14 protein-coding genes are annotated in these 11,655 nt (G+C 61.4%); 5 read left to right on the top strand and 9 right to left on the bottom strand.

Annotation, left to right across the window (positions count from 1 at the left end):
* Positions 1-473 precede the first annotated feature (473 nt).
* Together E3T38_RS04220 and E3T38_RS04215 are read left to right on the top strand one after the other, a co-directional pair.
* Complete coding sequence (locus E3T38_RS04220; protein WP_166805412.1) at positions 474-1,235, top strand: ParA family protein; 762 nt, start codon at positions 474-476, stop codon at positions 1,233-1,235.
* A gap of 113 nt (positions 1,236-1,348) precedes the next feature.
* The gene (locus tag E3T38_RS04215; RefSeq protein WP_134546484.1) at positions 1,349-1,765 is read left to right on the top strand and encodes a hypothetical protein; all 417 of its coding nucleotides are present in this window, start codon (positions 1,349-1,351) and stop codon (positions 1,763-1,765) included.
* A 51-nt stretch (positions 1,766-1,816) separates the two neighbouring features.
* On the opposite strand, the gene E3T38_RS04210 is transcribed toward E3T38_RS04215, so the two are convergent.
* On the bottom strand, positions 1,817-2,047 hold the full coding sequence (locus tag E3T38_RS04210; RefSeq protein WP_134546482.1) for a three-helix bundle dimerization domain-containing protein: 231 nt from the start codon (positions 2,045-2,047) through the stop codon (positions 1,817-1,819).
* Positions 2,048-2,148: 101 nt separating this feature from the next.
* On the opposite strand from E3T38_RS04210, the gene E3T38_RS04205 reads away from it, so the two are divergent.
* Positions 2,149-2,484 (top strand): hypothetical protein, encoded by a 336-nt coding sequence (locus E3T38_RS04205; protein ID WP_134546480.1) that lies wholly within the window; start codon positions 2,149-2,151, stop codon positions 2,482-2,484.
* 442 nt (positions 2,485-2,926) lie between these two features.
* Here E3T38_RS04205 and E3T38_RS04200 read toward each other — a convergent pair whose 3' ends face one another.
* Entirely contained in the window at positions 2,927-4,066 is a 1,140-nt protein-coding gene (locus E3T38_RS04200) for a CU044_5270 family protein (RefSeq protein ID WP_134546478.1), read from the bottom strand.
* Complete coding sequence (locus E3T38_RS04195) at positions 4,032-4,628, bottom strand: RNA polymerase sigma factor (protein WP_134546476.1); 597 nt, start codon at positions 4,626-4,628, stop codon at positions 4,032-4,034. Before E3T38_RS04195 ends, E3T38_RS04200 begins: the two co-directional genes overlap by 35 nt.
* Positions 4,629-4,827: 199 nt before the next feature.
* Here E3T38_RS04195 and E3T38_RS04190 point away from each other — a divergent pair, with 199 nt between their 5' ends.
* Positions 4,828-5,235, top strand: a complete 408-nt coding sequence (locus tag E3T38_RS04190) for a RidA family protein (RefSeq protein ID WP_134546474.1) — start codon at positions 4,828-4,830, stop codon at positions 5,233-5,235.
* Positions 5,236-5,301: 66 nt separating this feature from the next.
* On the opposite strand, the gene E3T38_RS17270 is transcribed toward E3T38_RS04190, so the two are convergent.
* The 4 genes from E3T38_RS17270 to E3T38_RS04175 all read right to left on the bottom strand — a co-directional run bounded on the left by E3T38_RS17270 (position 5,302) and on the right by E3T38_RS04175 (position 7,439).
* The gene (locus E3T38_RS17270; RefSeq protein ID WP_255409517.1) at positions 5,302-5,433 is read right to left on the bottom strand and encodes a hypothetical protein; all 132 of its coding nucleotides are present in this window, start codon (positions 5,431-5,433) and stop codon (positions 5,302-5,304) included.
* Complete coding sequence (locus tag E3T38_RS04185; protein ID WP_092451879.1) at positions 5,430-5,945, bottom strand: RNA polymerase sigma factor; 516 nt, start codon at positions 5,943-5,945, stop codon at positions 5,430-5,432. The genes E3T38_RS17270 and E3T38_RS04185 overlap by 4 nt, the downstream gene beginning before the upstream one ends.
* On the bottom strand, positions 5,942-6,544 hold the full coding sequence (locus E3T38_RS04180) for a hypothetical protein (protein WP_134546472.1): 603 nt from the start codon (positions 6,542-6,544) through the stop codon (positions 5,942-5,944). Before E3T38_RS04180 ends, E3T38_RS04185 begins: the two co-directional genes overlap by 4 nt.
* A gap of 229 nt (positions 6,545-6,773) precedes the next feature.
* Entirely contained in the window at positions 6,774-7,439 is a 666-nt protein-coding gene (locus E3T38_RS04175) for a hypothetical protein (protein WP_134546470.1), read from the bottom strand.
* A gap of 308 nt (positions 7,440-7,747) precedes the next feature.
* On the opposite strand from E3T38_RS04175, the gene E3T38_RS16600 reads away from it, so the two are divergent.
* The gene (locus E3T38_RS16600) at positions 7,748-7,912 is read left to right on the top strand and encodes a hypothetical protein (protein ID WP_166805411.1); all 165 of its coding nucleotides are present in this window, start codon (positions 7,748-7,750) and stop codon (positions 7,910-7,912) included.
* 48 nt (positions 7,913-7,960) lie between these two features.
* Here E3T38_RS16600 and istB read toward each other — a convergent pair whose 3' ends face one another.
* Both istB and istA read right to left on the bottom strand, forming a co-directional pair.
* Positions 7,961-8,743 carry an IS21-like element helper ATPase IstB gene (gene istB / locus E3T38_RS04170; protein ID WP_134546488.1) on the bottom strand — a complete coding sequence of 261 codons (783 nt, stop codon included), beginning with the start codon at positions 8,741-8,743 and terminating at the stop codon, positions 7,961-7,963.
* Positions 8,743-9,993, bottom strand: coding sequence for an IS21 family transposase (istA, locus tag E3T38_RS04165; protein ID WP_134546468.1), 1,251 nt, complete (start codon positions 9,991-9,993; stop codon positions 8,743-8,745). Before istA ends, istB begins: the two co-directional genes overlap by 1 nt.
* Positions 9,994-11,655 lie beyond the last annotated feature (1,662 nt).

Here is an 11,655-nt window from a genome sequence, read left to right as displayed (position 1 = left end):
ACGCGAGCGTATCCAATCAATAATCCATTCATGGCAACACCATCCCGCTTGCCTGTGAGTCAGTCAATAATCGTCGGAGTCGAGGTCCGGCTTGCGGGCCGTGACACCGCGAACAGCATCGCGGGCACGTCCCACTTCAGCCCGTGCCGTGTGTTGATCACGTCAGAAACGATGGCGGCGGCGTGAACCGGCGCATGGATAAGTAGCTGCGGGCTGTGGCGGCCAGAATGAGTTCGAACATGGCACGGCCTTGAAGATGTTCGGCAACAGCAACCTGAAGGGACTGTAAGTCATACCATCGCGACGAGCGACGGCGCGCGATAGAGACTGCCTACTAGTCCTGCAGAACCGGACCTACGGGCGAGCGCGGAGAGCGATTCGTAGCCGTCACAGTTTTGGACGACCGAGTCCAGCTCGTTTACGCCACCCAGCGGAAGCGGGAGCGGTTGTTCGTGTACTCATACAATGAGGATATGAAGACGGTCGCGGTGTACAGCACCAAGGGTGGGGTCGGCAAAACGACGACGGCGGTCAATCTGGCCTTCGAAGCGTCGCATGAATGTCGCGTGCTGCTGTGGGATCTCGACCCTCAGGGCGCCTCGACGTTCGTGCTCAATGTGAAGCCGAGAATCAAGGGCGGCGTGGACTCCCTCATTCGAGGGAAGACCGAGATGGATGCCGCCATCCGGTCAACCGCGTACGAGAATCTTGACGTGCTGCCGGCCGATGAAACATACCGAGACTTAGATCTGGTCCTCGACGCGGCAAAGAAGTCAACGCACCGTCTGGCCAAGGTGCTCGAATCGGTCGCAAGAGAATACGATGTCGTCATTTTGGACTGCCCGCCCGGGGCATCCCTGGTCGCCGAGAACGCGTTGCACGCCGCTGACCTCGTTATATTGCCCCTCGTACCGTCCCCACTGTCGCTGCGGTCACTCGCCCAGGTCAACGAAATCATCGCCGATTCCGACAGCCCACCCAAAGTGTTCGCATTCCTGTCGATGGTGGACCGGCGCAAACTGGTACACCGGGCTGCGGCGGAGTCCCTGCCCCGCGAACACCCGCAAGTGATTGACCTCGTGGTTCCCGCGACCGTGGTGATCGAGCGGATGGGTTCCGAACGAGCCCCGGTCGCTACGTACGCACCGGGAACCGAGGCCGCACGGGTATTCGCGGACCTCTGGCAACACGTGCGCAGCTCGGCGAAGGTCAAGCGCGCCGCACCGTCACAATAGGGCACAGCATTTGTGACGGCCTTCGAGTCACCACGGACTGTACTGCTGCAGCCCTGGACTCAGTACTGTGGAGAACATGGCCGAGTGCCGCCAACTTAGCAGAGGAGCGCAGTATGGCGCAGACAAAGAAGAGCAAGTCGTCGTCCGGTTCCACCAAAAGCGTGGAGAAGGAAGCGATGAAGGCATTGGCACGCGCGGAGAAAGCGGTGCAGGCCGCATGCGAAGCCGTCGCCGACTCCAGCTCAAAGTTGCGCAAAGAAGCGCTCGCACTGTCCAAGCAGACGCAAAAGTTGGCGACCAAACTCGAGAAAGCGGCCAGCAAGCTCGCTGTTGCCACCGAGGCCGCCCACGCACAAACGGCGACCGCGACCACGTCGAGCTTGTCACCACTGCCGTCGGCAGTTCCCGCGCGGCCATCCGAGCCAACGCTGGCCGAGCTGCGCCGAGAGGCGAAGGAGAACAACATCGTCGGCTATTCGCGATTGAACAAGGCCGACCTTCTTGTGAAATTAGCCGCCGCCCGCTCCTAAACACAGTCGATTACGCGTGGGTCCGGCCAACGACCGCCCCTCCGCCTAACGTTAAGCCGCGTGCGGGGCGGCGTGTGGCGCTGTGTGTCGTTCCGAACGCAGCTGGGACCGCGCGGCATGTTCCACGAGCACGGGAATGAAGTCCCGAATAGGCTTATCAGACAGTGAGGCGTGGCACGCCGTCACGACTGTTTTGACGCGATCGGCCGGAAGATCCGCGTACCTGACCTCGAGCCGGCGCACCATATCGTCGACCGCGTTCTGTTCCTGCTTGGCGTCCATAGTTCATTGTGCCTGCATTCTGTGTCAATACCCACCATTTTCCCGCGCGGGCGCTCCTGTCTCCCTGTCGGAGGCGAACACCTGGACGTTAGATTGACAACGTGGAACAACGTCAGGCGCGTCCGAACCTACTTCTTCCGATTTCTGTGTCTGTGCTCGCAATTGCTGCCGCTGGGTGCCTCGGCGTCGGTGCGGCCCTGGGATTTCTCAGTGACGAAAGAGAGAATCTCTTCCTCATCACTTGGTTCGTGGGTTGGATCTTCATCGTCTGGGCAATAGGTATGGGTGCCGGGTATGCCATATTGCTGATCCTTCGCCGGGCATCCGGGCACCGCGTAACTCGCCTCGAAGTTGCGCTCGCAACCGTCGCCATCATGCTGATCACCGTGGTGCTGATGATTCATCCACTTGCGGGATCAGGTTCGGGCGTGGGCTAGGGGTGAAAACTCGAAACCACATATACAACCCGGATTCCCGGTCGTCAGCGCCGCCGCCGCGCGCGCGTGAGTAGGGTTTCGGAGCGATCTCCTGTCCCGGTGGGGGTTCCCGTTGCGGACGCTGCGTAGCGAGTGAGCTGGGCTTCTACTCGTCGTTTCATTCCCTCTCCTGCACCCACCACGTTATCGGTGTCTCGGTGTGGTTGATGCTCACAGCGCTGAAGAGGGCTTGACCGCAGTGATGCGGTCAAGCTCCTGGCTTATGGGCGAGCGACGCCACCTCGTGGTTCTTTCTCGAGCAGATGGTAGTGGGGGCTTCCGGCGATTGCGGGAAGCCCCCACTTGTGTCTCTTTCTAACGGAATTCGTTCTGGAGCAGTGCGGTGATGTCGATGGATTGCGTCGGTGGGAGGTCGACAGCGGCCGGGTCGATTGATGTGGTGTTACTCATTCGGGACTCCTTCTGGCGGGCATTGGGACACGCCTGCTGCGGTCTGACACCCCATCTCGTCGAAGATGCCGTTCGCGGTGCCTCCTTCGGGTGCATCGTCGACGACCGTGGTCCTGATCGCAGTCCAAGAAATGCTGGTTCCGGCCGGGAAGCCACTCTGCTCGTCGCCGCCGGTGAGCACCTGTCGTTCTCCGATCAGCTGGCCGGTGGCCGGGTCAATGATGAGGTCCTGACGGATGCCGTTCACGTCCTCGAGGCGACCGATCGCGATCCCGGTCGCACCGTTGAGGTTTGCCTGCTCCTCGGTGATCTCGACACCGGGGATCATCGCGGCTGCCTTGTAGAGCGCCGCGCGAAGATCGGCCGGGACGGCGCCGAAGCGGAGGGTGTCGGCGATCCACACCAGCGCCTCACCATCCGGGGAGTTGCCCTGCCCGATGGTCGTCTTGTAAATCTGATTCAGCAACACGTAGGGGTTCCGTGGGAGCGCGGCCAGTTTGTCGGGTGAGTGGATGTTCTCATAGCTGTAGAACGCACCCTTCGGCGCCCGAAGGAGCTCGTTAGAGTCGGCACCGCGCTCGGAAACGACCGCTGCCCAACTCTCGTCGGCGACCCGCTTCGATTCGGGTCCGAACGTCTCATAGGGCTCCGCGAGGCCGCGTACCCACACCCAGTCCTCGGCGCGGTCGGCGGGAACGTACAACTCGTCATTCGTGATCGTCAGGTAGCTCACCATCTTGTCCGAGTCACCGATCTGCGTCGTCGCCCCGTAGACCGCCGCGGAATCGACGCGAAGGTACTGGCCGGCAGCGAGCACCGGGTCGGAGTTCTCGATCGAGGCCAGCGCTGCGCTGTGCAGGACGGCGGCTGCCGCCGGGTCCGCGCCTCCACGCCAGCCAGCCAGGCCGACCACATTGGTGACAACAAGGCCGGTCACGAGAGCTGCCGCGCCGATGACGCCAAGGCCCGCACCGGCCCAGCGGGCGCGGGCCTTCCGCTTGGGGCGTTTCACCACCGTCGATCCGGATGCGTTGATGCGACTGAACAGTGCCGCCCGTCCCTTATCGAGTACATCGTCGCTTGCTTCAGGTACGTCGCTACGCACCTTGCGCAGCAGAGTCAACTCGTTCATATTCCACCTCCGTTGTAGGGGCTTGGCCCCTGCTGATCGCTTCCCGCAATACACGTCGTGCGCGGTTAAGTCGTGAGCGGACAGTGCCCACCGGAACAGCCAACGCCAGCGCGATGTCCTCGTAGCTGAGGTCCGCCCACGCCTGCAGCAGGAGCGCGTCACGGTCGCGCTTCGCCATCCGGCGAAGTGCCAAACCGATTCGTTGGACGGAAGCCTCCGCATCGACCCGGGATTCAAGACCGGCGATGTCGTCCACGATGACCTCGGCCGCGCCTGCGGCAGTCATCCCCCTCCAGGATGCAGCCTCGAGGCGAGCGTGCTTCTTCATCAGCGTGGTCGCGATCCCGTATAGCCAAGGGAGTGCGGCACCGACCGTCGGATCGAACGCGGCACGGCGTTCGAATGCGACGAGGAATGTCTCCGACATCACGTCGTCGGCGACAGCCACCCCGATCCGACGTGCCGCGTACCGGTAGATCGTTCCTGCGTGCCGCTCGTAGAGCCCGGCGAACACGCCGGGGGTATCCCTCGACCGCTCGATGATCTCGCTATCACTGCTCATGATTGTTATTGCGCCATCGGGGGCGTTAAGTTCACGGCAATATCGTCAGATACGGTCAGCTTTCCAAGGATCCACATAAGTCATAGTCTTGCCGCAGTCATGGGTCTTGCGACGCCCGCCGTCAGGCACAATGTGGCGCAGACTGCTCTGGGGACTGAACCTGGCTAGCCGCGCACCAAGGTGCCCAATACGGCGAGGCATGTCCCAAACAGTTACCCTGATCCGCTCAGCTGACCTTTCCGACGTTGCGGAGTATGCCTCCGCCGCCACGGCTCCCGCTGAGGCGCGCCTCATCTTCCGCGCCGGCGTCTGCCCGTTGTACCTCGATGGCTGCACGGCTGGAGTTGGAGACTATGCAGCGCAGGCCAGCGAAGCGATGGAGGACCTCGTCACTGCTCTGAGAGCGGCAGAGGCCGAACTCAGTGATGTCCTGAGCACACGCGTTCTCGTCGCATCCTCCAAGCAGAGCGACCTCGTCGACGCTTGGGCGGTCAACCGCGATGCCTTCCGTCCACACGACGTACCGAGCACGCTCATGGGTGTCACTATTCTCGGCTATACGGATCAGCTCGTCGAGATCGAAGCCGTCGCGGCAGCGATCGACTGACGAGACGAGTCCGCAGGACGTTCGCGTTACGGGCGGTGTTCTGCGCCGCGCGCCGGTGCCTGGCGGTCAGGGCGTAAGCCGAGCAGCGCGCCTCAGTACCGCATCCTGATCAAGCTCGGTATAGGTCGTTGGAATCTCGATCGACGTAGTGCCGGTCAGTTCGACGGCGGCGGGGTCGACCGTCTTGTGGAGTCTCATTGAATGAGCTCGACCTGGCTGCCCAGAACGTGGGCTAATTCCCGCTTCGCGCGATGGTACCGACTGCGGACCGTCGACGCCGGCAACCCCAGATACTGGCTAATCTCCGCCAAGCTAAACCCGTCCCAGTGGACTGCGCGAATGACTTCCGCGAGGTCCGGGTCGAGGCGTTGGATCGCGTCCAGAACGTCGAGACCGGCAGCGGCATCGTTGTTGGCAGGCAGCACACCCACTGACTCGCGTAGGCGCTCGGCGAGGCGCGAACGGCGCCGTTCTCCACGTGAGTGGTTGAGGACGACATTGCGTGCGATCCCGAACATCCACATTCGTGCCTCGACGGGATTGGTCGGGACTCTCGCCGCGCCTTTCCACGCGGCGATCATGGTGTCCGAAAGGGCGTCCGGCGCGTCGTTGCTCCCGACGCGGCGTTCGAGGTACCGCAGCAAGTCTCTCGCGTTCTGGTCCAGTGCGTTGGTGAGGCGTTCGTCGCGTGCCCTACGAACAGCGCTCACTGATTCGTGCCCTCGCAGGTGATGACGCCCTCGAAATAAGGTCGCTGAGCGCTGTCGAACCCGTGCTGTTGGAGGTCGGCGTCCAGCTCGTCGGCCATCACACCCACCACCCCCGAGGAGTATCGGCGGTCGCGGTCGCCTTCAGGAGTCTGTGCCAGTGTTTCCCCGTGGACGGCAACGACTCGTGCGTCGACCTGCGCAGTCGTCGGAACGGGTGCAGAGGCAAAGAAGGCGCGGGCCGCGTCCATGATCTCGGGATCTGCGTTCTGCAGGTTCCCGATCAGGTACTCGCACTGCGCGCCGCTGGGAAGTGTGATCTGCATCGTCGCGTCCGGCTGTTGCGCCCAGGAAGGCCACTCAAAGTTCGTGACGGCGGCCGCGACCCCGGTACCCCCGAGGACCAGTGCGAGCGCGACGCCGGAAATGGCAAGCCGCCGGCCCAGACGACTCTTGACATCCCGAGCGGCTTCAAAACGCGCAGCTCGAGTGGCTTCCTGCAAGGCTGCGTCTGTCATCAGCGCCGAGAGTGGCGCCGGCGCCGCGGCGCGATCGAGCAGATCGTTGAGTGCATCGTCGCGAAAACTCGAGGACGGATCCATAGGAACTCCTTACATCGGTGATGTCTACACACTGAATATGTCCACCTGGCGCCGAAACGACGACGGCCCACACTCAATTGGACCGCGACTGGCGTCCGCCACGATTTTTCCGTACTGCTCAGCGCGCAAGCGAGCCGATCACGTCCGTCCCGGTGAGGGTTCCCCCTGCGGAAGGGCGGAAAACAGGGGTGGGTGGTACCCGCGGTCGGATGACCGGATGCCACCTGTGTCAGTTCGTCTCTGCTTCCTCCGGAGGAGCGACTGGTGATACGACGGGAGGCAGCTCGATATCTGCAAGGATCCGGCCGACGGCACGCCACTTTTCTGCCGAGGCGGCATCGAGCGGGTGCTCAGGAGTATCTTCCAGGTCTTTCAATTCCGGGCCCAGGATCGCGCTGGCGATCTTTGTGATGAGTTCGCGCAACGAGTCGGTACGCATATAAGCACCGATGTACTCGCCGTTGGGTACGGGCGCGAGTTGCGTCGTATAGGCGCTCACAAAATTGTCCGCCGCTTCAGCACGTAGGTAGGGGCTCTCCAGAGTCTGGTACCAGCGGCGAAGGAAAACATCACAAGGCGCCTCGTCATGAAGGTGCCGTTCGTCGTCACGAAAAATACGGTTATAGATCTCATCGGGGTTGAGCTGGTTCGCGAGTTCGATCGCCTGATCCATATTTCCTTGGTAGATCAGGTCGGCAAGTTCAGGGCTCGTCTTTTGATCCATCCGTTGCTGAAGTTGCCTCCGAAATCGGCGCGGACGATAGTGGTCTGCCCATGCGGAGCCCAGGCGAAGTCGCCATTCCTCCCTGGCCTTGACGACGTCCGTAGTTACCGAGATGACCAATACGGTGACGGCGATCACTTCAAGTGCGGTGGTGATGGGCGATCGTTTCATCTATTGCTCCCTCTTCAGATATCGCAGCACAGCACTGCTGTGCTGGTCAGACGCGACTTTCGTACCCGGAACCCTGCCGCAGGCCGCCGCGACAAGGTACACCTGAGCAACTGACTCCCACGTAGCTATGAATATTTCTCTACAGTGTGTCGGTTATCAGAATAGAGGGCTGCCGTTGGCGTAGCTGACTCGTTGACGTGCCCCATGGTGGTTCGGTTCCGGCACCGACTCTGTCAGGCTGGTGATTTCTTCAAACGCTTACCGCGACGTCTGGCAGCACGTACTTTGTTGAGGAGGGGGTACACGAAATGCAACTGCAAAGACCGGCTTTTCCCGTGCTCCTCGCCGTGACTGCGCGGTCCTGGATCCTCGGCATTCCGTCGCTGGCCCTCATCGCCCTGGCGGGGCTTCAGTTCGCGATCATCTCCCATGTGGGTATCGGAGAATCCTGCGATCAGTGTCAGCGACGGTGAAGAAGTAGGCCAAATACGACGGTGGAAAACTAGGCCACTGTTGTCTTATTATTGTGCCGCGTTCTGGGCTCGGACTGAAGGCAGGGATTCGATTCCGGTGTTCCGGAGTCGATAACTGGCGCCTTTCAAGGTAAGGACGTCGGCGTGGTGGACGATGCGATCGATCATGGCTGCGGCCACGATTTGGTCTCCGAATACGTCACCCCAGCGGGCGAACGCGAGATTGCTGGTCAAGATCAGTGATGCGTGTTCGTAGCGACTGGAGACGAGTTGAAAAAACAAGTTCGCGGCGTCTTGTTCGAACGGAATGTAGCCGACCTCGTCGACGACGATGAGGCCGTAACGTCGGAGCTTGATCAGTTCCAGGGCGAGTCGGCCCTGTTGGTGGGCCGTTTGCAGCCGAGCCACCCAATCGACGGCAGTAGCGAACAACACCCGGTGGCCGGCATGGGCGGCCTTGATGCCTAATCCGATCGCGAGATGCGTTTTCCCTGTTCCTGGCGGCCCGAGCAACACCACGTTCTTCGCTTCGGCCAAGAACGCTCCTGTTCCCAGGTGCGCAATCGTGTCACGACGCAGCGAAGGTTGGTGATCGAAGCTGAAGTCTTCGAGGGACTTGCGGGCAGGAAACCCGGCTGCGCGGATGCGGATCTCGGCCCCCGACGCTTCCCGCGCCGAGACTTCCCGGGAGAGAACCGCGGCAAGATATTCCTCATGGGACCACGACGCTTCTCTGGCTTGATCGGCCAGCCGGGTCGCCGAGTCGCGAATGCGAGGTGCTTTTAACGCCCTGGCCAAGTACTCGATCTCGCTGCTGGTCTGGTTTCCCATCACGCGACCTCCTCGTCGCTGACGTTCGGGATGGTGGTGTCGAAGTCGACACCGAACGCGGTGTCATAGTCAGCTAAATCTCGGTGCAGGTCCGACTCGGTCGCGGTGGCAGCTGCCGGGTGTTGGAAGGCGTGCCGCAGTCGCGCTGCTTGGGTGACATGAGCGGGGTCGGTGATGGTCTGCGCGGTGGACCAGACCCGCAAGTGACAGGCCACGATCTTGTCGTCGAGCTTCACGATGACCTGGGCGAGGTCGGCGGACACGTCGACCATCCGGCCGATGCCGGTCGGATCGACGGAGTAGTCGTTGCCGGCGACGCGGACGTAATAGTCTCGCGGCAGCCTCACCCTCGAGGAGAATCCCAGCACCGGAGCCACCGGCGGAAGCGGGAGCATCGCGGCGCGATCTTGTTCGATCAGATCAACTGGTTTGCACCCGAGGCTGCGAACGGTCCGGTGGTTTGCCTTCGACGACAACCAGTGGGCCAATTGCCCGTTGAAGTCCTCCGGGGAGGAGAAGGTGCGTCCGGGCAAGAAGGATGTTTCCAGATACTGATTGGCTCGCTCCACGATGCCTTTCGATTCGGGATCGAAGGGTTTCAGCTGCACGATCTTGGTGGCCAGCATTCCAACAAAGGCGCTGACTCCAGCAGCGAAATGGTTACCGCGGCCGATGCCCGCCTCGTTGTCCCAAATCAGCCGTCGCGGGACCGCCAGTAGCTGAGTGAGGAGCAGATGCCACATACCCGCTAACAGATCCGTTGTCGTCCGAGAAGGCAACATCACCGCGCAGATGGTGCGAGAGAACCCTGCCACCATCACCAGCACCGGCGGGGAGCCGAACTGGCCAGCACCGAGAGGAATCTTCACCGGCGGGAACCACAGATCACACTGCGTTTGGTCCCCGGCGCAATGCAGCAGTCGGTCTGCGGGATCGGCGGGCGCATACTCCGGCCGCAATCGGGCAACCGTCTCGCGAAGCCAGGAAATCGACCCGGTCCATTTCAATCGTTCAGCTACCACTGTCGCGGGCATCTTGGGATACTCAGCGAGCAGTTGCCGCAATCGCGGCTCCAGATCCCGCATCCCCGAGGGCCGGTCGGGCCGGTCATATTTCGGCGGTTTATCTGACGCGATCGCTCTGGCGACCGTGTCGCGCGCGATGCCAAGCTGCCGCGCTATCTCGCGTTGCGATACGCCCTCGCTCAAGTGAAGGCGACGAACCAAAGCCCAATCTTCCACTGTGATCACCCATCTATCGTGCTTGGGTGGCCTAGTTTTAAACCGTCGATTCTGGACTACATTTCAACCGTCGCTGACAATCAGAACCCCGAGCTAGGCAATCTGCCTCTGCCCTCAGCAGGCTGGACCACGGACGGCGCATTTTCGTTCTTCCCCATTGGGGTCCAATGCTCCTATTTCACGAGCGAGCATGAACTCCTCTTAGTACATACCCAGAGCAGCGTGTGGGACTGGGGAATCACATTCGCCGCGATCCTCGGAGTCCTGGGCTTTGCGCTCTTTCTGACCGCCCGACTCGCCACTCGACGGTCCTGGCACGAATCCCTCTGAAGAATTAGACCCAGACCGTCCCGATCGGGGTTCGGCTTACGGCGATTGTTTGGTGCCGTTCTAACTTGCAGAGGACCCACCCGGACGCGAGCGATTTGCCCTGCGTGCCGTCACCAGCGTGACCACCGCAACTATCGCAATCGCGCCGAGCCATATCCATAGGTTCGTGTCGATCCCAACGAGTGACCTTTGATACGAGCCGCAGATCGACGTGCCGCCAGCGGGTGCGTCTGCACACCAGCCTCCGCTGACAATCGGCGCTAGGAAGACGGAGATGCCCAAGCAGGCGAGTGTGCCTAGCCACATTGTGGCGACAACGGATCTCCGGCGGTGAATCATGCCTATAGCCAATCATTACTCAAGCCGAGCACCCCCATCGATACTCTTTTGTGATCCCACGAGTCGCAGAGAGGCTCCGCAGCGGCACCGTCCCGTTGACCGTTCCCCCTACGCGCGTATCGACGCGCCAACAATCCAGGGACCGGCAACAAATCGACATCCTCGCCTCAGGGGTCCGGCGTGACAACCTCTACGTTGACAACGGCATCTCCGCTGCGCTCCGCGCAGCTCGGTGCGCGAGCGTCACGCCCGACTATTGATGTTGAGGCGTGGCGCCTCCAGTCTCCTGGTTATGGCCAGCTGGTCGGGAGGTCACCGCTAGCTACACTCGGGATTACGCCGGGTGTGCCTGGAAGCGCCTGTGGGCTGTCGCCGTCGCGCGCCAAGAATACGATGATTATGTCGCCGACAGATGGCACCTTTCCGGCGCAGTCGGGAATCGAGATTGTGGTCTTAAACCCCACCGCATCACCTTTATAGAGAGTCTGCCCCAAGGTATCGATTGTGACGGCGCGACTAGTTTCATTGACCGAAGTGACTTCAGCGCCATAAACACCATCCGAGGCTTCCAAGGCGTCTTGTGGCGTTGAGTATTCTGAGCAACTACCGGATGCCGTGCAGCCTGTCATAAGAAGTCCAATCAGCACGAGCGACGTCACGCCATGTGCGGTCCGAGTGTCCATCAGCTTCATACCCGCTCCCACCATTTGAAGAATTGGTCCTGAACGTACCAAGCGTTCTACCCCGGCGATACCCCATTAGGAGCACGTCACGAGAAGCGCGCAGCGACATCATTCGCTATATCGAGGGATATTACAACAGATGCCAGGCGGTGAGGTCTTCGCCAGTGGTGAAGTATTCGACGGCTGAGCTCATGAGCACATCCGTACCGAGCCCGCAAATCGTTCCCGTTGCCGGACCAGCTAATCCGGCAACGAGATTCCGTTTGAGGGCTCCTCTCAACGGCCCGAGTCAAACTGGCGTTGGACGGTGCGATAAACG

The organism is Cryobacterium sp. Hb1 (assembly GCF_004403585.1).
Lineage (GTDB): Bacteria > Actinomycetota > Actinomycetes > Actinomycetales > Microbacteriaceae > Cryobacterium > Cryobacterium lyxosi.
The sequence above is the reverse complement of the archived record's forward strand: the minus strand, read 5'-3'. Positions and strand labels throughout refer to the sequence as shown.

What these genes read in the sequence shown, in the direction of transcription:
- E3T38_RS04215 (WP_134546484.1), top strand. Translation starts at nt 1,349, where the DNA reads ATGGCGCAGACAAAGAAGAGCAAGTCGTCGTCCGGTTCCACCAAAAGC.
- E3T38_RS04175 (WP_134546470.1), bottom strand. Translation starts at nt 7,439, where the DNA reads ATGAAACGATCGCCCATCACCACCGCACTTGAAGTGATCGCCGTCACC.
- E3T38_RS04195 (WP_134546476.1), bottom strand. Translation starts at nt 4,628, where the DNA reads ATGAGCAGTGATAGCGAGATCATCGAGCGGTCGAGGGATACCCCCGGC.
- E3T38_RS04210 (WP_134546482.1), bottom strand. Translation starts at nt 2,047, where the DNA reads ATGGACGCCAAGCAGGAACAGAACGCGGTCGACGATATGGTGCGCCGG.
- E3T38_RS16600 (WP_166805411.1), top strand. Translation starts at nt 7,748, where the DNA reads ATGCAACTGCAAAGACCGGCTTTTCCCGTGCTCCTCGCCGTGACTGCG.
- E3T38_RS04200 (WP_134546478.1), bottom strand. Translation starts at nt 4,066, where the DNA reads ATGAACGAGTTGACTCTGCTGCGCAAGGTGCGTAGCGACGTACCTGAA.
- istB (WP_134546488.1), bottom strand. Translation starts at nt 8,743, where the DNA reads ATGGGAAACCAGACCAGCAGCGAGATCGAGTACTTGGCCAGGGCGTTA.
- E3T38_RS04190 (WP_134546474.1), top strand. Translation starts at nt 4,828, where the DNA reads ATGTCCCAAACAGTTACCCTGATCCGCTCAGCTGACCTTTCCGACGTT.
- E3T38_RS04220 (WP_166805412.1), top strand. Translation starts at nt 474, where the DNA reads ATGAAGACGGTCGCGGTGTACAGCACCAAGGGTGGGGTCGGCAAAACG.
- E3T38_RS17270 (WP_255409517.1), bottom strand. Translation starts at nt 5,433, where the DNA reads ATGAGACTCCACAAGACGGTCGACCCCGCCGCCGTCGAACTGACCGGC.
- E3T38_RS04180 (WP_134546472.1), bottom strand. Translation starts at nt 6,544, where the DNA reads ATGGATCCGTCCTCGAGTTTTCGCGACGATGCACTCAACGATCTGCTC.